The following is a 17476-nucleotide window of genomic DNA, read 5'->3' as shown; positions in this document are numbered from 1 at the left end:
ATATTCCTCCATATGACATAGCAAGAATGGTTTCCATGTGCCGGTTGGTACTTCCAGCACAGCCGTCGTCGCGGGTGAACAACTGTGGGTCACACAACCTATTGGCACTCTACCCCCGTGAGTGCTAACGCTCAACTGTGCCCACTGCTAGGGTGCTGAGCTCTCGGGCCCGGGGCCTCAGCCTGGCGTCGATGCGCCCGCATCCGCGGAGGATCGACGGCGCCACTGGGCAATAAAGGGCAGGGACAGGATAATTAGCCCCGCCCCGAGAGTGGCCGCGCCCAACCCGAGGGTAAAGCCGCCGAGGATCAGCATGGGGGCAATAATGATCACCAGAATCTCGATGGGCGCGAATCCCACATAGGCCACCCCGAACTCCTCAAGGGTGCCGGACTTCATATTCGGATCCACGATCTTCAGAATGGCAATCGCCGTGGCCACAGAGGCAGTGGACCAGCCCCAGCCGAAGAGGGCACGCTCAAACCACGGATCCTTGAAGGCGCGCGGCGCCACCACAAAGGCGTAGACACAGCAGAACGCCAGAGCAAAGAGGAAAAGCAGCACCAGCGCTAGGGCATAGTCGGCCACCACCGCGGGAATAATCGCGGCCACGCCCGTGACCACGAGATAGTCGGTAAACCCGCCGGAAATGGAGCCCACGAGGTCCTTATCCACAAAGTGGGGCGCCTTCACTATGTGCAGCAGCCCCACCCCGAGCATGCCGACGACGAAGGAGGACGCAAATAGCGGCACGGACAGCACCGGAAAGAGCGACTCGAGCAGCAGCTTGATCTGATAGCCCACGAACATGGTGATGCCCACGACGGAGACGTGCAGGGCGATTGGCTCGATCGAGGAGGGATTCGTGGTGGCCTTGCCCACGCTCGGGCGCTCGCTGCTCTGGCCGATCCAGCCGGTGCGAATATCGTCGGAGAGGCTGGAGAAATCCGGCAGCTGCGAGGTCTTGCCGGTGGATGAGCCCCACTTGGCAATGATCACCCCGCCCACCACGGCGGCGAGGGTGCCGACGGTAGCCGCCGTAAAGCCGAGTGTCATCGCCGCCTCTTGTCCCTGACTTTCGAGCGATCCGCCGACGGCTGCGGCCACGCCGAAGCCGCCCACAAAGCCGACGGGCACCATCGCGCCGAACCACTCGGGCGTGCCCAAGAGCGGGGCAAAGAGTAGCACGCCGAGCAGGGCGAATATGCCCCACTGCGTGAGAAACATCGACACCGATACCGACCACATCGTGCGCGCCCCAGAGCGAACCTCCTGGGAGAAGTTCATGGTGTAGGGCAACGCGCCGAAGACGGCCGCGATGAGCATGGTGGTGTAGGTGTTGAGCTGATCGGAGAAGGGGATCCACCCCAGCCCCTCGGGGCCGAGGGCGAGGCCGAGAATGCCCGCGGTAATGGGCGCGGGCACCATGAGTTTCTGGAATACCGGCACGAATCGCCGCAGCAGTTTGCCCACCACGAGCAACACGGAGATCCAGCCGAGGTCTAGCAGCAAAACATAGGGCGAAAAATCATCCACAGGTGTACCTCACATCTTTGGAAGCTCTATGACTTAAGCCATATTCACAACAATGTCAGCTACACTACAGACTTTTCTTAGTGTCTCGAAACCTTCCCCCACACACGAGGAGAAGCCGGCGCTGTCGCGGACGCGAGGGACATCGCACGCGGACAACGCCCCTGCTGCACGGGGCGCGTCTACTCGGCGGCGCGGCGGCCGAGGTTGAGCACTGCTGCACGCCAGAGGGCATAATCCTCCGGCTCGTCTTGCCGGTAGTTGTCTACGGCGCGGATACCGGACCGCACCTGCTCGATATCGTCATCGCTGATATCGGAGCCATCGGCGCCGACGAAGAGGACCGGACCGCAGACGGCATTGGTGGGGTCGGTGAGGAAGGCGGAGTTTCCGGTGGTGGCCTCTTGGCGGCCCATGGATGCCACGGGGTTGGGCTCGGCGCCCTCGCTGGCCGCCGCGGCGGCGTAGAGTGCCGCCACGGTGGTGCCATCATCACGGAAGGTGACGGACACACGCTGCCCGTCGGCGCCGAGATACGCAGCGGCGTCCTCAAGCTCGAAGGTGATCAGCTGCGAAGAGGAATCGGGGTGCACGAGCAGGCCACGGGGCATGGAAAAACAACCTTTGCTAGTTCTGCGTGAGGAGCGCGCGGGCGCAGGGACATCTTCTGTGTCTAACAGAGCACTCAGCCCAGTCGCCTGCCCTCGCCGCACAATTCAGCAGATGTTTCCCAAAGTTTCACCCCGCGTGTGTGCTGCGGCAACTAAACCTGGGGCTGTTCCACCTCAAGCGAGGGGTCGGTGCCCACGCTGAGATCCGAGGGGGCGGCCCCGGCGCGAATCCGCTCGGCGCAGAGCGCGGCGATCATCACTCCATTATCGGTGCAGTAGCTCAGCGGCGGCACCCGCAACTCGATGCCGGCGGAGCGGCAGCGCCGCTCGGCGAGCTCACGCAGGCGGGAATTGGCGGCCACTCCCCCGCCAAGCAGCAACACGCTGGCACCGGTATCGCGGCAGGCGCGCACTGCCTTGGCCGTGAGGACATCCACCACGGCTTCTTGGAAGGAGGCGCACACATCGGGGATATCGATCACCCGGCCCTCCCGCTCGGCCTGTTCCACATAGCGGGCGACGGCGGTTTTGAGCCCAGAGAAGGAGAAGTCATAGGCGGATTTACGCATGCCGCGGGGAAAGGCGATGGCCTTGGGGTTGCCTGTGCGGGCGAGGCGGTCGATCACGGGCCCGCCCGGGTAGCCGAGACGCAGCAGCCGGGCCACCTTGTCATAGGCTTCACCGGCGGCGTCGTCCACGGTAGAGCCCAGTTCCACCATGGGTTCGCCTACCGCGCGCACCTCGAGGAGCTGGGTGTGCCCGCCGGAGACCAGCAGTGCCACGGAGTGCGGCAGCTGCTCGCCGTCGATAGTGGCGACGGCCACGTGGCCGCCGAGGTGATTGAGCCCGTAGAAGTCCACGCCCCAGGCCGCGGCATAGGCTTTCGCGGCGGAGGCGCCCACGAGCAGCGCGCCGGCAAGGCCGGGGCCCACGGTGGCGGCAACGACATCGGGTTTATCGATGCCGGCCTCCCGTAGGGCTTGGTGCATCACCGGCTGGATGGATTCCAGGTGGGCGCGGGAGGCGATTTCGGGCACCACGCCGCCGAAGCGGGCGTGCTGGTCCATGGAGGAGGCGACGGCATTGGCGCGGACGGCCATGCGGCCATCCTCGAAGAGCTCGATGATGCCGACACCGGTTTCGTCGCAGGATGATTCGATCCCGCAGATAAAGCGTGACACGACTATGTAGTGACCTAGCTGGGATTGGGGGCGCCGTGCGGATTGCGCTGCATCACATAGGCATCGGCGCCGGAGGGCTGATAGTAGTTCTTGCGCTCGTCGATGACGCCGAAACCATAGCGCTGGTAGAGCGTCACCGCGGCGGTGTTATCGGTGCGGCATTCGAGGAAGATCGGGCCCTCATAGTAGTCGGCCACGTCCACAAAAACCTGCAGCATCAGGGTGGCAATACCCTGGCGGCGGTAGTCGGGGTCCACGCCGATGGTGTGGATCTCGAACTCGGGATCATCTTCCGGCCCGAGCATGGCGAGGCCGGCATAGCCCACGAGCACGCCATTGTCCTCGTAGCCGATATAGATGGTGCGGCCGGCAAACTCATAATAGAAGGCCTGCTCGCTCCACGGGTCATCCTCGCCGAAGAGCTGCTTTTCCAGCTGGGCGCAGCGCGGGGCATCCTCGTTGTTCAACGGGCGCAGCGCGTCGGGCAGGATCAGCTGCCCATCGTCGTCGGTGATCGCAGGGCGCGGGGTGGATGATGACGCAGGGTTGGAGTCACTCACGGGAACAGTTCACACTTCCTTGACGGGTCTCACTCGGTGTTGATGGGCGCTACCCGGCGCTACACGGGCGGTGCCGCGATGCGCCGCTTATCTTCGACACTATACGCAGCCGCTAGCCCAGATTGATGTCGGGGATCGCCGGCGATAGCGGCTGCGGCGCGGGTTCCACGGCATCGGGCCGGCGCAAATAGAGCGGCACCAGCGGCGCGGGCTCACGTTCCCACTCCGCCACGGCCACCAGCGACGCCGGGGTGGGGCTGATATCCACGCGCCGCGCCGTGGCGGGCAGCTCAATGTGCGCGGGGCAGTTGAGCACTTCCACCGGATCGTCCTGCAGCAGCTCGGCCACATGGGCGGGGGCGTGCACCTCGGGGCCGGTGCTGCGCTGGCCATCGCGGTAGCGGGACCAGTAGACCTCGCGGCGGCGGGCGTCGGTGGCCACGAGGAGGCTGCTGGGCGGGGAGGCGGCGTCGATAAGCTGCTGGGCGATCGCATCGTGGGAGACCACTCCGTGCACGGGGATGCCGAGCGCATCGCCGAGGGCGGCGGCGGTGGCCATGCCCACGCGCAGGCCGGTGAAGGGCCCCGGGCCGCAGCCGACGACGATGGCGTCGAGATCAGGCAGGGTGCAGCCGGCGCGGGCGGCGCAGTCCTGGATGGTAGGAATAAGCACCTCATTGTGCTTGCGGCAGTCGCGCACCAGCTGCACGGCGAGCTCGCCGTGGACGGTGTCGACGATGCCGGCGACAAGTGTAGGTGTGGAGGTATCGATGGCTAAGCACAACACGATGTATCACCCTACCCACCCGCTAGGCTAGGAGCCTATGCAGGCAACAGTGACCACCGCCCTGGGCGCCTTTACCCTCACCGCGGGCCCGCACGGTATCACTCGGGTGGATTTCGGCGCGGAGCAGCCCATCGCCCCAGCTAGTGACGTACTGCGCCAGGCCTGCGAGGAGTTATGTGCCTATGCCGCGGGCGAGCGCCGGCAGTTCTCGGTGGCGTGGGACTCTCGCCCCCACACCGCTTTTCGACGCCATCTCTACGCCGCCCTGAGCACTGTGGGCTATGGCGAGACGCTGAGCTATGGCCAGCTCGCAGCGCGGGCCGGTCATCCCCAGGCGGTGCGCGCCACCGGCACGGCGCTGCGGCTGAATCCCGTGCCGGTGTTTCTGCCCTGCCACCGGATTCTGCGCGGCGATGGCAGTATCGGCGGCTACGCCGGCGGGGTGGAGCTGAAGCGCCGGCTGCTGCGCCTGGAGGGCGTGGAGATCTAGTCGGTTATGGCGCGGCGCTGGCGCACATCGTGCACCCCGATCGCGGTGGCGCTGAGCATGATAATGACGATGATGCCGAAACTGCCGGCCACGGCCACCGGCCACGCCACGCGCTCCAGCAGGGCGAAGAGCACAGCGGTAATCATGGCCAAGCCGATGGCGGTGCCGATGCGCTGGCCCACCTGCAGAACCGCTCCGGAGGAGCCGGCATAGTTTTGGGGCACATCCGCCAGCGACAGGGTTTGGTTCGGGCTGATCACGCTGCCCTGCCCCACGCCAACGATGCCGAGGGTGGCCACCAGCCACCACTCGCTGAGCATGCCGCGGTGCTCGCCGAGGATCACGAGGATGCTCAAGATCATGCCGGTAGTGGCCACGAGCATGCCGCCCACGACCAGCGGGCGGCCAAGGTCCATCACGCGCCGGCCGGCCCAGTCCGCAGAGAGCGAGGAGGCCAGCGCGGCGGGGATCCCCACGGAGCCGGCCACGAGCGCCGAGTAGCCTAGGCCCTGCTGGAAATACATGGCCACGATCACCCAGATGCTGGTGATGCCCAAAAAATACAGCGAGGATAGCGCGGCACCATTGCGGAAACTCGAGACCACCAGCACATCGAGATCCACCATAGGGGCGTGGCCGGAGTCCTTATAGGAGCGTTCCCAGCGCACAAAAGCGGTGAGCAGCAGCAGGGAGAGCAGCGCTAAGAACCACACCCACGGCCGTTGTTTTCCTTCCGCGAAAGGCAGCAGGAAGAGCAGCACGGCGCTGGTCAGCAGCGCCACGCCCACGGGGTCGATGGCTCGGATCACCGAGGAGATTTTGTAGCTGCCATCCGCGGTGCGCACCGGATCGGCGCTCGCCAGCGGCCGCGGGAACCATAAAAGCCCCAAGATCAGCACGATCAATCCGATAGGCAGATTGACAAACATGGTGAGCTGCCAGCCTAAGTCTTCCCCGCCCAGACCGATGAGGAATCCGCCGAGCACCGGGCCAATGGCCACCGCGATGCCCACGGTGGAGCCGAAGAAACCAAAGGCACGGCCGCGTTCTTTGCCGGTGAAATAGTACTGAATCATGCCGATCAGCTGGGGATTCATCAACCCCGCACCCATGCCCTGCACCAGCCGGGCTGCCACGAGGAAGGCGGGAGTAGGTGAAAGGCCACCTGCGACGGAACCGCTGAGGAACACGATGAGGCCAATGAGGAAAAACCCGGGCCTGCCGAAAATATCTCCGGCCCGACCGGCGGGCACGAGGAAGGCACCAAAGACGAGTGTGTAGCCGGAGAGCACCCATTGGATATCGGTGTGGGTGGCGCCCAAGCCGGCCTGGATCGCGGGCAGCGCCACGTTCATGATGCTCACGGACATCAGGGACATGAACACGGACACGAGCATGAGCCCGAGGATTTTCCAGCGAATAGGATCCGCGGCAGCGGGGGTGGTACTCAACTGCTTAGTCTCCTCATCTATCCATCGTCGCCACACTGGGCTCGTCCTTCATCGGCGCCGATCATGCACAGCCGCAGCGTCGTTCCCACACAGACCGGACACGGCGGGAAGGCGATATCTCTCGATGCCGACGTGCTGGGCCGAGCACTCCCCGAAAAAATTCGTGGAGTAGTGCTCCGGCTGAACGCAGCACCACCCTACTCATACTCCTCTTTCTCCGGCGCTGCCCACTGGACGCGCCTACAGTTATGAGCCATGGCGACATCACCGCAGAGAGTCGATGGGCTCGATATCGCACGGGCGCTCGCGATCATCGGCATGATGTACGCGCACACCGTGTATCACGGGCCGAGCGTACTCACAGATCTTTCGGACGGCTATCCTTCTACCCTCTTCGCTGTGCTCAGCGGCATCACCTTGGCCATCATCGTGGACAGACATGACTGGGGCGTGGCCACCATCAGAGGCATCGCCCTGATCGCGGTGAGTATCGTCCTCACTCCCTTCAGCGGCGCCATCGCCGTCGTCCTCGGCACCATTGGCGTGGCGCAGATCCTGCTCGCACCCCTCGCGCAGTGGAGCACGCGGCGCTTAGTCATTCTCACCGGGGTGCTCGTGCTTATCGGACCGTTGCTGCAGCAGGCGCTGCTTATGTCGATGAGCCCCATCGGCCTGATAGGAGACGGCGCCTATCCGCTGCCGGCGTGGCTGGCCTACACCCTCCTCGGAGTCCTGCTCGCCAGGGTGTACTGGGCGCGAGCGCTGCTGTGGTGCATCCCCGCCGGCGCAGCTGCCGTCCTTGCCCGCTCTGTGCTGATTGATCACAACGATTCTTTTCTCGCCCCCGCAGGGATGGCGGATTCCCCCTTATCCGCTGCGCTCGAGTTCTATCTGCTGCCGCTGCCGCACAGCGGCTCCATCGTCGATATGGCGGCTACCGGGCTCGCGGCCGTGGCCGTCATCGTGGCGCTGCGATATGCCCACTTCTACCCACTGCAGGCTGTCGGCTCCATGGCCCTGACGGTCTACGTCACCCACGTTCTGCTCACCGCGCCACTGACGGCGGCGCTCAACCCCACGGCGGATGGCTATTCCTCCGCCCCGGTATTCGGTTCCTCTGTATTCGGCACAGATGACTTCGGCACAGATGACACAGACACAGCTCCGGGCAGCACACGCTACGAAGAAGGCGACTCGGTGGCCGACTCCGCGGAGGCAGAGGTGTCGCAGCAGCGCCAGCGCGCCTTGGATGTGCTCCACATGCGCCTGCGCGGGCCCCTCAACAGCGAGCAGTTCGAGCGCGCTCTCAGCGAGTACACCCTGGACTATTACATGGCCGAGCCCGATCCCCTTCTCGATTCCACGGCACCGCTGTCCGCCGAGCAGGAACAGCTCCGCGATGAGCTTCTCGCCCTCGACTCCCCCACAGCCGCCAGAGAGAGTGCTGAGCGCTTCATCGGCGAGTACTCCCCCGATGCAGATGGCAGCGTCGGCGAGATCCCAGCACCGGACGCCGAGCCCTATAGCTGGCAGGATGTGAGTGTGTTCAGCATCCAACTGCTGACCGCCCTGCTCGGCACCTCGCTCTATCGCCTGCGCTGGCGGCGCGGCCCCATGGAATATCTACTCCACCGGCTCAGCATCGCCACGAGCACCAGCGGCGGCGAGCCGCCCTCGCGCTCGCCATCGTGGGTGCTGCGGAGGAGGCGCCCGCGCGCAGCTAGTGCCACTGCCAAGAGATGAGGCGCGCCTCCGAGTCTGGGTCGGCCTCCACCGCGGAATGGCGATCGAGGGTAAGCAGCAGATAGTGCTCGGCGAGCTGCTCCATCAAGCCCTTACCCCACTCGGCCACCACCACCGCTTCGTGCAGCTCGCTATCCATATCCAAAGAGTCAAGCGCGCCCACCGGATCCACCGGGCCGCTGCCCTCCCCGAGCAGCCGATACGCATCCACGTGGATCAGGCTCGGGCCGCTGCCGCGCGGGCGATGCTCCCGGGCGATAGTAAAGGTCGGCGAGGTCACCCGCCCCTTCACATTCATGCCGCGGGCAATGCCCTGGGTGAGGCTGGTTTTTCCCGCCCCCAGCGGGCCATCCAGAATCACCACATCCCCGGCTTCGAGGACACGGCCGAGCCGTTCCCCGAAGGCGTGGGTGTCCTCCAATTCCTCGCAACGCTCCTGCCCAGAGGCGGGCCACTCTTTAAGCATCTACTCCTACTCCTCCACTGGGTTGTGCTGCTGAGACGGCAGATAGTGCCGCACCGTCCGTCCCTTTGGGGCGCACACCATCTCATAGGCGATCGTGCCGGCGGCCGCGGCGAGCTCGGCGGCGGTCATGTCTCCCGCGCTGCCATCGCCTAAGAGCACCACCTCATCACCGATGGCCACTCCCTGTGCATTATCCCCGAGATCCACCACGATCTGATCCATACACACCCGACCGATCTGCCGATAGCGCTGGCCCTTAATGCTCACCCAGAGATCGGATTCGCCGCGCCGGGTCTGCACGGCGCGCGGCAGCCCATCGGCATAGCCCACCGCCACCACGGCGGTCACGCTCTCCCGCGGGGCACGCCACGTCAGCCCGTAGCTAACGCCTTCGCCGGTGTGGGTGGTTTTGATGGTGGTCACCCGCGCCGTCCACCGCATCGCGGGGAGAAGCCCCCACTCCTTAACGTCTCTTCCGGCGAAGGGAGAGACCCCATAGAGCGCCAGCCCGGGGCGGATGGCCTCGAAGTAGAGATCGGGGCGGGTCAGGGTCGCTGGGGAATTGGCCAGATGCCGCAGCCGCGGGCGCAGGCCGCAGCGCTGGGCGCAGTCCCAGGCGCGGCGCAGCAGCTCTGCTTGGGCGTCGATGCTGCTATTGCCCGGATCATCGGCGCAGGCCAGGTGGCTGAAAATACCATCGACCGTCACCGTAGGGGCGGCGGCGAGCAGGTGAAAGATCTCCTCCCACTGCTCTTCATCCACCCCCGAGCGATTCAGCCCGGTATCTACCTTCACGTGCACGGTGATGGGGCGGCCCTGTAGCTGGGCAATAAGACTACGGGCCTGCTCCAGGTTCGCGATGCCCAGCACCACTCCCGCCTCGAGCACAGCATCTAGGTCTTGGGCGGGATGCCAGAGCCAGCACAGCACCGGCTGCTCATAGCCGCGCGGGCGCAGCGCGGCGACCAGCTCGAGCGCCTCAGGCAGGGTGGCCACCCCAAACATATCGGCGCCCTCGCGCGCCATCACGGCAGCGCATTCCGCCATGCCATGACCATAGGCATCGGCCTTCACCACCGCGATGAGCTGGGCATTCCCGGCGCGCGCCTTGAGCGCACGGGTATTGTGCGCAATCGCCTCGAGATCAATGGTGGTGCTGAGCAAATCCATAAGCCACATTGTGCCACTGTCACCGCAGCGTAGGATGAACCGCATGTTCGTTTTCGCTGCCCGTCGCCCCCACCTATCCGGATCGCGGCGCTCAGCGCTTATCGACGTCGCCCTCTTGGTCGGCAGCCTCGCCATCATTAATTCCCTCGCCCACTTCACCGAGCTGGCGTCCTATCGTTCCACGGTGCCCTTGGGGGTAGCGGCGATGGTGCTGCTGGCCTTCGCCCGCGGCTATACCCCGCAAGCGATGGGGATCTCCCGGGCTACGCTGCGCCGTGGGGCGCGCTGGGCGGGGATATCGATGGCGGCAGTGATCCTCGTGGTGGGTGCCGGGCTGGCGCTGCCGTTGACGCGCGAGTTCTTCCTCAATGATTCCTACGCCACGCTGCGCCGCGCGCTGCTGGCCGCGCTGGTGATTATCCCGCTGCAAACCGTGGTTCCGGAGGAGCTGGCTTTTCGCGGCATGCTGCATGCCTCCCTCGCTCGCCTCGGCGGCACCAAGCTGGTCTTTGGGGCGGGTTCTGTGTTGTTCGGGCTGTGGCATATCAGCTCCTCGCTGGGGCTGACCGCCTCCAACGCGGGCCTATCGGGGCTACTCGGCTCCGGTAGCCTCGGCACCTGGATCGGGGTGGGCTTGGCGGTGCTGGCCACCGCCGGCGCCGGGGCGGTGCTCACCTGGCTGCGCCACCATACCGATAGCGTGATCGCCCCCATTGGTTTGCACTGGGCGCTGAACGCCACCGGGGCGCTGGCGGCCGCGGCGGCGTGGACGTGGCTCTAGGGCGGCGTCGATAAGCAAAAAACTCGAGCACCACGGCATGTGGGCTCGAGTTCTTTTTGTTGCTGGGACTATTCCACAGTCACGGACTTCGCCAGGTTACGGGGCTTGTCGATGTCCTCGTTACCGCACTCGCGGGCGATGAACGCGGCGAGGAACTGCAGCGGCACGGTGGCCAGCAGGGGCTGCATGATCGTGGAGGTCTCGGGGATACGGATGAGCCAATTGGCGTAGGGCTCCACCGCATCATCGCCCTCCTCGGCGATCACGATGGTCTTCGCGCCGCGGGCACGGATCTCCTGAATATTGGAAACGATCTTGGAGTGCAGCAGCTTCACCCCGCGCGGCGAGGGCACCACCACAACCACCGGGAGATCGTCCTCGATGAGCGCGATCGGCCCATGCTTGAGCTCACCGGCTGGGAAGCCCTCGGCGTGAATATAGGCCAGCTCCTTCAGCTTCAGCGCGCCCTCCAGCGCCACGGGGAAGCCCACGCCGCGGCCCAAGAACAGCATGGTGGGAATCGCGCCCAGCACCTCCGAGATGCGCTTGGTCTCGTCCTCGACGGCGAGCAGAGTCTCGATCTTCTCCGGGATGGACTCCAGATCGTGGTAGATATCCGTGATCTCATCCGGGTACTTGGTGCCCTTGGCCTGCGCCAGGGCCAAGCCCACGATGTAGTTGGCGGCCACCTGCGCCAAAAAGGCCTTGGTGGAGGCCACACCAATCTCCGGGCCGGCGTGGGTGTAGAGCACCGCATCGGACTCGCGGGGAATCTGCGCCCCGTTGGTGTTGCACACCGCCAGCACCTTGGCGCCCTGGGCCTTGGCATGGCGAACGGCCTCGAGCGTATCGGCGGTCTCACCGGACTGGGACACGGCCACCACGAGGGTATTTTTATCCAGCACCGGATCGCGATAACGGAACTCGCTGGCCACCTCGATCTCCACGGGGACGCGGGCCCAGTGCTCGATGGCGTACTTGGCCAGCAGGCCCGAGTGATAGGCCGAACCGCAGGCCACCACGAAGATTTTGTCCACGGCCTTGAGATCGGCCTGGCTGAAGTTCTGCTCGTCCAAGACGATGCGGCCGTCCTGGAAGTGGCCGGCCAAGGTGTCGCGCACCGCCGCGGGCTGCTCATGAATCTCCTTCATCATGAAGGAATCGAAGCCACCCTTCTCGGCGGCGCTCAAATCCCAGTCAATGGTGAAGGGCTTGCCCTCAGCGGGGCTGCCATCGAAGTTGAGAATCTCATAGGAATCACGGGTGATGATCACCACGTTGTCCTGGCCCAGCTCAACAGCATCCTTGGTGTATTCAATAAAGGCCGCCACATCCGAGCCAAGAAACATCTCGTCCTCGCCGATACCGACGATCAACGGGGTGGAACGGCGGGCCGCAATGATGGTGTCCGGGTGATCGGCGTGGGTAAACAGCAGGGTGAATGCGCCCTCGAGGCGATTGAGCACATGCAGGGCAGAAGCCTGGAAATCGCCCTTGGTCTCACCCTCGTTATAGGCGGCGGCCAGCATGTGGGCGGCCACCTCCGAGTCGGTGTCAGAGAGCAGCTCCACGCCGCTGTGCTCCAGCTCCTCGCGCAATACCGCGAAGTTCTCGATAATGCCGTTGTGCACAATGGCCACCTTGCCGTCCGCAGACAGGTGCGGGTGGGCGTTGTTATCGGTGGGGCGACCGTGCGTGGCCCAGCGGGTGTGGCCCACAGCGGTGTGGCCCCGGAAGTTATTGGCACCTTCCTCGTCGATACGCATCTCGAGGTTGCTAATCTTGCCGGCCTTCTTCACCGCATTAATGCTGCCCGCACCGTCTGCGACGGCGATTCCTGAAGAGTCATAGCCGCGGTATTCCATGCGCTTGAGGGCGCCGAGCGCCACATCCAAGCCTTCACGATGACCGATGTATCCAACGATTCCACACATGCCGTTCATCCTAACCCAACCCAGAGACACCTCCCCTCGCAGCAGCTCACCGCGCGCCGCGGCCCCTTCTCCCCGCCGCTGCGCCTTGGCCGTGCACTCTCCGGCCGGAGCCGCCGCCCCACGGCCTGGCGTGCATAGACTATCCTTGAACACCGTGGCTGAGAACTTGAAGAAACACCTAAGCAAACTGTCCAAGCGTGGCCCCCACCGCGTGCTCGTGGGCGATCTGTCCTATGCCGGTATCCCCGGCAAGGTTTATACCCCCGCCGAGGGCCAGGGCCTGCCCGCAGTGGCCTTTGGCCACGATTGGCGGCAGGGCATTAAGCACTACCACGCCACCCTGCGCCACCTCGCGAGCTGGGGCATTGTGGCGGTGGCACCGGATACGGAGACCGGCTTCGCACCCGATCACCGTGGTTTCGCCGCCGATCTAGAAACCTGCATGCAGATTGCCGCTGGGGTGAAGCTCGGCCAAGGCAATATCACCGTCGCCCCGGGCAAAATCGGCTTGGTGGGCCATGGCATGGGAGCCGGCGCCGCAATCCTTGCCGCCGTGGACCGCGATCTGGTCAAGGCCGTCGCCGCCATCTACCCCTCCGTTACTGCCCCCTCCTCCGAGGAAGCCGCCCGCCACGTGAACGTGCCCGGGCTGGTGCTCTCCCCAGGCCGCGGCGAGTTCCTCGATATGGGCAACCCGCCGAAGGTGGCCTTCAACTGGGGCGGCGATGTCGCTTTCCGCGTCGTGGACAAGGCGAGCCAAACCGGCTTCCGCGAGGCGAGCGTGAGCAAGCTCCTCACCGGAATCAGCGGGCTCGAGTTCGGCGCCCAAGAGACCGCCCGCGGCCTGGTCACCGGCTTCCTGCTGCACCAGCTCGCCGGGGAGAACAAGTACTCGGCATTCTCTGCCTTCGCGGCTGAGGGCAAGGGCGTGACCGCTTGGACCCGCCAAGAGCTGCGTGAAGAGGTAGCCAAGCACGACCCCCATGTGGATGCCTCCACTGAGGATGACGAGCAGGACTAACCTCCACATCTGATCTTTATTCCCGCCCCGAGCGGTGCCTTTAGGGTGAGTTTCTCAGCACTCCCCGAACAGGACCACGCGGGGCGGGTTTCTGCTGCGCTGGGCGCGGCCATGCCCGCTCTGCCGCACTCGCCGCAGGGCGCTGCCTAGCAGCCGGGTGCGGCGGGGTGGGAGTGTGTTCTGCGCTGGCGCGCGCCTCGCGCCGTGCCTGGGCGGTGAGCTCATCGAGGGAGCGGGAAAACTCCGCTAGCCGCGCACTCGTGTGGCGCTGGAAGGTTTCGAGATGCCGGAGGAAATCGGGATTCACGTTAGTCACCATGCACCTGCCTTGTGGGGCCAGCTGGTGTGCTCACTGTGTTCTCCTTCATCAGTCGGTGGGGCGGTATCCGCGGCAGCTGCTGCCGGCTCGGCAGCCTCGGAAGACGATTCTGGTTGTGGCTCGGGCGGTGCCGGGGCTGGATCTGGGGCTGGGGCTGTGTCCGGTTCTGAGACCGGGGCTGCCTCCTGCGCCACGTTCTGCATAGCCACCTTCTGCGCCGGCGGCTCGGGTTCGGGCACAGCGGTGAGATCCTCCGGTGGGCAGGGATCATCCGGCTGAGGCGCTTCGGGCTCAGGCTCCGGTTCGGGTACGGGTTCCGGTTCGGCAGTTGGGACAGCCGGGGCGCAGGGGTGGTCCACCACTGGCGGGCAGTCCGCTACCGGCGCGGGCGCACAAGCGCTGGGTGCTTGTCCGAGCTCGGCGGATACCTCGATAGAGCCGGTGATAGCGGCCTCGAGGTGCGCATGCAGCGAGGCCTGAGCCTGTGCCACTCCCACGGCGGCGGCGCTGGCCATCGCCTGCCCCACCGTGAGTATCGAGCCACTCACTACCCGTCCGAGCTCGGCAGCAGGGCACGGCGGTGCGGCGGCGGGAGCAGGAGCCGGTGGCGGGGTCGGCGGGGTGTCTGGCACGCAGGGCTTCGGCGGTGCTGTCGGTGGTTGTGGCGGCGGTGCGGCGGACGCGGGTTCGCAGGCCGGGGCCGGTTGTGGGGCCGGCTGCGGCTCTACCGACGGCGTCGGTTGGGGCGCTGCCGCAGGCGCCGGTGCCGGCTGCGGGGCGGGTTTCGGCGTGGGTTTTTCTGCCACGCAGGGCTCTGGCTCCGCTACGGGCGCGGCGGCCGCGGGCTCGCATGGCGGCTCCGGCTCACACGGCGGCTCCGGCTCACACGGTGGCGCGGACTCGCACGGCGGTTCTGGGGTGCACGCAGCGGGCGGTTCGCTGGCGCAGTGCTGTTCGGCGTGGGCGATCAGCTCATCAAAACAGCCCGCCACGGCGGTGTCGTGATCGCCGAAGATACCCAGCAACTGCTGGCCGGCACTATCGATGAGCCCTGCGCCCATGTGCACTAATTGCTGCGCCAGCCCGCGGGCTCCGCTACTGCCCAGCAGTTCGAGGGCGTGGCACACCGCGCGTACGGCCTCATCAAGGCTCAGCGTCATCGTCTGCGCCGCCTCATGGGCGCTGCTAGCGACCGCGTCGATGCTATCGGCGCAGGAATGCGCGGCCGCCTCTACTGCTGCGGCACCTTCTACCCGCTGCTCCCACTGCCGCATAGCCTCGTTCAGGCCGCCACACATGGCCCCTTCGGCCACTCCGGCGAGAGCGGGGCTGAGCACCTCCTGCACCCAGCGGCCGGCGTCCTGCGGGGCGGATTCCCCTAGGGCGCAGCTCGCGGCTGTGCGTAGTGCGGAAGTATCCAAACCGGCGAGATTCTCGGCGGCGGCGCTGAGCTCCTCGGCGCTGATCTGCGGCCCGGCATACAGCCCGCCCGCGGCCAGACGCAGCGCCTCCACCGTGGAGGCGTAGCAGGTCACGGAGCTGTTCATCTGCCCTCACCTGCCCTATCGATGCGGTGCAGAGCGTCGGCCACCGCGTGGTCCTGCTCTGAGAGAGCGCGGAGATGATCGCTGGCGGTATGCGTCGATAAGCGTGCTGCGTCTAAAGCAGTGGCGGTATCGGTGTGCAGTTGGGTGAAGACACGGGCGAGGGCTTCACCGCGTGCACGCAGCCCCTTCCCCGCCGCGGCGGGCGGAAACTGTGGTGCGTGGCGCTGGTGCGCGCTCGTGTTCTCGGCGAGAGTGCGGAGCAACTCGGCGGTATGCGCCAGCGCGGTTGGTGGATCGACATCTATGTCAGTGTGCGTCATAGCCTCCCCCATGCGAGGTCAAAGAAACGGCGGCGTGCACCCTGGCAGGGCGCACCTTCTCACCGAGTTAGACGCACATTCGCACCTGGGAGGTTCCCGCGGCGCGGAAGTATTCTGCGCCGCCCGCGGGATTGACGGGCTCAGGCGGGTTTAGATCTCGGCCACCACGGCGGCCAGGCGGCCGGCCACCTTCCGAGCCTGCTCCTCGTGGGCGGCCTCCACCATGACGCGGAAGAGCTCCTCGGTGCCGGAGGCGCGCAGCAGCACCCGGCCGGTGTCGCCCAGCTCCGCCTCGGCCTTGGAGATGGCCTCCTTGACGCGCGGATGATCCATGATCACGGACTTGTCCGAGACCGGAACGTTGATGAGCATCTGCGGCAGCACCGTCATCACGGTGGCCAATTCCTTCAGGCTCGAGCCGGTTTCGGCCATGCGGGCCATGAGCGAAAGACCAGTGAGTACGCCATCGCCGGTGGTTCCGTGATCGGGGATCACAATGTGGCCGGACTGCTCGCCGCCAAGGCTATAGCCGCTGCGGTTGAGCTCGGCGAGGACATAGCGATCGCCCACCTGGGTGGTGAGCACCTCAATGCCTGCGTCCTCCATGGCCAGCTTCAGCCCGAGATTCGACATCACGGTGGCCACGAGGGTGTTCTTGCGCAGCTCGCTATTGGCCTTCATCGCCACGGCTAGGATCGCCATGATCTGATCGCCATCAACGATGGTTCCCTCGGCATCCACGGCGAGGCAGCGATCGGCGTCGCCATCGTGCGCCAGACCAATATCGGCGCCGTGCTCGCGCACCGCGCGCTGCACCTCCTCGATGTGGGTGGAGCCGCAGCCATCGTTGATGTTGTAGGAATTCGGCTTGTGGTGAATCGGGATCACCTCGGCACCGGCGGCACCATAGGCCAAGGGGGCTACCTCGGCGGCGGCGCCATTGGCGCAGTCCACCACCACCTTGATTCCGGAAAGATCCTGCGGCACGGCCTGGGCCAGGTGCATCAGATAGCGCTCCTGGGCGTCCGAGGCTTCCTCAATCACGCGGCCGATACCGTGGCCGGTGGGGCCTTCGTCGGCGATATTGTCCATGCGGCGCTCGATCTCGTCCTCTACCTCATCGGGCAGTTTATGGCCGCCATCGGAAAAGAACTTGATGCCATTATCCGGCATGGGGTTGTGGGAGGCGGAGATCATCACGCCCATATCCGCGCCATAATCATCGGTCAAAAATGCCACCGCTGGGGTGGGGATCACGCCGACGCGCAATACGTCCACACCGCGCGAAGCCATGCCCGCGGAGATCGCCGCGGCCAGCATCTCGCCGGAGACGCGCGGGTCGCGGCCCACGATGGCGACGGGGCGGCGCTTGGAGTTGCGGTACTCCTTCGTTAGTACCTCCGCAGCCGCTGCACCGAGCTGCAGCGCCAAGGGGGCCGTCAGCTTCTTATTGGCTAATCCGCGTACACCGTCTGTTCCGAAGAGTCGAGTCATTCCTCCATTATGCACGCTCGGCTACCCCGATCCCACGCCAGACATTCCCCTGCGGTGGTGCTCAGACG

16 protein-coding genes are annotated in these 17476 nt (G+C 65.7%); 4 read left to right on the top strand and 12 right to left on the bottom strand.

The window, feature by feature from the left end; translation table 11 throughout:
* Positions 1-177 precede the first annotated feature (177 nt).
* The 5 genes from KRX12_RS10645 to tsaB form a co-directional block, all read right to left on the bottom strand.
* Positions 178-1536, bottom strand: coding sequence for a sodium/glutamate symporter (locus KRX12_RS10645; protein ID WP_370625189.1), 1359 nt, complete (start codon positions 1534-1536; stop codon positions 178-180).
* A gap of 179 nt (positions 1537-1715) precedes the next feature.
* Positions 1716-2144, bottom strand: coding sequence for a hypothetical protein (locus KRX12_RS10640; RefSeq protein WP_218364434.1), 429 nt, complete (start codon positions 2142-2144; stop codon positions 1716-1718).
* A 152-nt stretch (positions 2145-2296) separates the two neighbouring features.
* Positions 2297-3325: a tRNA (adenosine(37)-N6)-threonylcarbamoyltransferase complex transferase subunit TsaD gene (gene tsaD, locus KRX12_RS10635; RefSeq protein ID WP_370625584.1), complete on the bottom strand. Its 1029-nt coding sequence runs from the start codon at positions 3323-3325 to the stop codon at positions 2297-2299.
* A gap of 14 nt (positions 3326-3339) precedes the next feature.
* The gene (rimI, locus tag KRX12_RS10630) at positions 3340-3840 is read right to left on the bottom strand and encodes a ribosomal protein S18-alanine N-acetyltransferase (RefSeq protein ID WP_370625214.1); all 501 of its coding nucleotides are present in this window, start codon (positions 3838-3840) and stop codon (positions 3340-3342) included.
* A gap of 157 nt (positions 3841-3997) precedes the next feature.
* Positions 3998-4672 carry a tRNA (adenosine(37)-N6)-threonylcarbamoyltransferase complex dimerization subunit type 1 TsaB gene (gene tsaB, locus KRX12_RS10625; RefSeq protein WP_218366604.1) on the bottom strand — a complete coding sequence of 225 codons (675 nt, stop codon included), beginning with the start codon at positions 4670-4672 and terminating at the stop codon, positions 3998-4000.
* A gap of 37 nt (positions 4673-4709) precedes the next feature.
* Here tsaB and KRX12_RS10620 point away from each other — a divergent pair, with 37 nt between their 5' ends.
* Positions 4710-5162, top strand: coding sequence for a methylated-DNA--[protein]-cysteine S-methyltransferase (locus KRX12_RS10620; protein WP_255550228.1), 453 nt, complete (start codon positions 4710-4712; stop codon positions 5160-5162).
* Here the strand turns inward: KRX12_RS10620 and KRX12_RS10615 are convergent.
* The gene (locus KRX12_RS10615; protein WP_218366603.1) at positions 5159-6613 is read right to left on the bottom strand and encodes an MFS transporter; all 1455 of its coding nucleotides are present in this window, start codon (positions 6611-6613) and stop codon (positions 5159-5161) included. The genes KRX12_RS10620 and KRX12_RS10615 overlap by 4 nt on opposite strands.
* A 255-nt stretch (positions 6614-6868) precedes the next feature.
* On the opposite strand from KRX12_RS10615, the gene KRX12_RS10610 reads away from it, so the two are divergent.
* Positions 6869-8356, top strand: a complete 1488-nt coding sequence (locus tag KRX12_RS10610) for a DUF1624 domain-containing protein (protein WP_218366602.1) — start codon at positions 6869-6871, stop codon at positions 8354-8356.
* On the opposite strand, the gene tsaE is transcribed toward KRX12_RS10610, so the two are convergent.
* Positions 8334-8822, bottom strand: a complete 489-nt coding sequence (gene tsaE, locus KRX12_RS10605) for a tRNA (adenosine(37)-N6)-threonylcarbamoyltransferase complex ATPase subunit type 1 TsaE (protein WP_151528889.1) — start codon at positions 8820-8822, stop codon at positions 8334-8336. The genes KRX12_RS10610 and tsaE overlap by 23 nt on opposite strands.
* A gap of 6 nt (positions 8823-8828) precedes the next feature.
* Positions 8829-9992, bottom strand: a complete 1164-nt coding sequence (gene alr, locus KRX12_RS10600) for an alanine racemase (RefSeq protein ID WP_218366601.1) — start codon at positions 9990-9992, stop codon at positions 8829-8831.
* Between the two features lie 43 nt (positions 9993-10035).
* On the opposite strand from alr, the gene KRX12_RS10595 reads away from it, so the two are divergent.
* Positions 10036-10773: a CPBP family intramembrane glutamic endopeptidase gene (locus KRX12_RS10595; RefSeq protein ID WP_218364445.1), complete on the top strand. Its 738-nt coding sequence runs from the start codon at positions 10036-10038 to the stop codon at positions 10771-10773.
* 68 nt (positions 10774-10841) lie between these two features.
* Here KRX12_RS10595 and glmS read toward each other — a convergent pair whose 3' ends face one another.
* Positions 10842-12707 (bottom strand): glutamine--fructose-6-phosphate transaminase (isomerizing), encoded by a 1866-nt coding sequence (gene glmS / locus KRX12_RS10590; RefSeq protein ID WP_218366600.1) that lies wholly within the window; start codon positions 12705-12707, stop codon positions 10842-10844.
* Between the two features lie 154 nt (positions 12708-12861).
* Between glmS and KRX12_RS10585 the strand changes: the two genes are divergently transcribed.
* Positions 12862-13728, top strand: coding sequence for a dienelactone hydrolase family protein (locus KRX12_RS10585; protein ID WP_218366599.1), 867 nt, complete (start codon positions 12862-12864; stop codon positions 13726-13728).
* 312 nt (positions 13729-14040) lie between these two features.
* On the opposite strand, the gene KRX12_RS10580 is transcribed toward KRX12_RS10585, so the two are convergent.
* The 3 genes from KRX12_RS10580 to glmM all read right to left on the bottom strand — a co-directional run bounded on the left by KRX12_RS10580 (position 14041) and on the right by glmM (position 17408).
* Positions 14041-15594 carry a hypothetical protein gene (locus tag KRX12_RS10580; protein ID WP_218366598.1) on the bottom strand — a complete coding sequence of 518 codons (1554 nt, stop codon included), beginning with the start codon at positions 15592-15594 and terminating at the stop codon, positions 14041-14043.
* A complete protein-coding gene (locus KRX12_RS10575; protein WP_218366597.1) occupies positions 15591-15914 on the bottom strand; it encodes a hypothetical protein in 324 nt (107 codons plus the stop codon). Before KRX12_RS10575 ends, KRX12_RS10580 begins: the two co-directional genes overlap by 4 nt.
* A gap of 150 nt (positions 15915-16064) precedes the next feature.
* Complete coding sequence (glmM, locus tag KRX12_RS10570; RefSeq protein ID WP_218364455.1) at positions 16065-17408, bottom strand: phosphoglucosamine mutase; 1344 nt, start codon at positions 17406-17408, stop codon at positions 16065-16067.
* Positions 17409-17476 lie beyond the last annotated feature (68 nt).

Origin of the sequence: Corynebacterium sp. TAE3-ERU2 (assembly GCF_019209955.1) — a bacterium.
GTDB classification, from domain to species: domain Bacteria; phylum Actinomycetota; class Actinomycetes; order Mycobacteriales; family Mycobacteriaceae; genus Corynebacterium; species Corynebacterium megadyptis.
The sequence above is the reverse complement of the archived record's forward strand: the minus strand, read 5'-3'. Positions and strand labels throughout refer to the sequence as shown.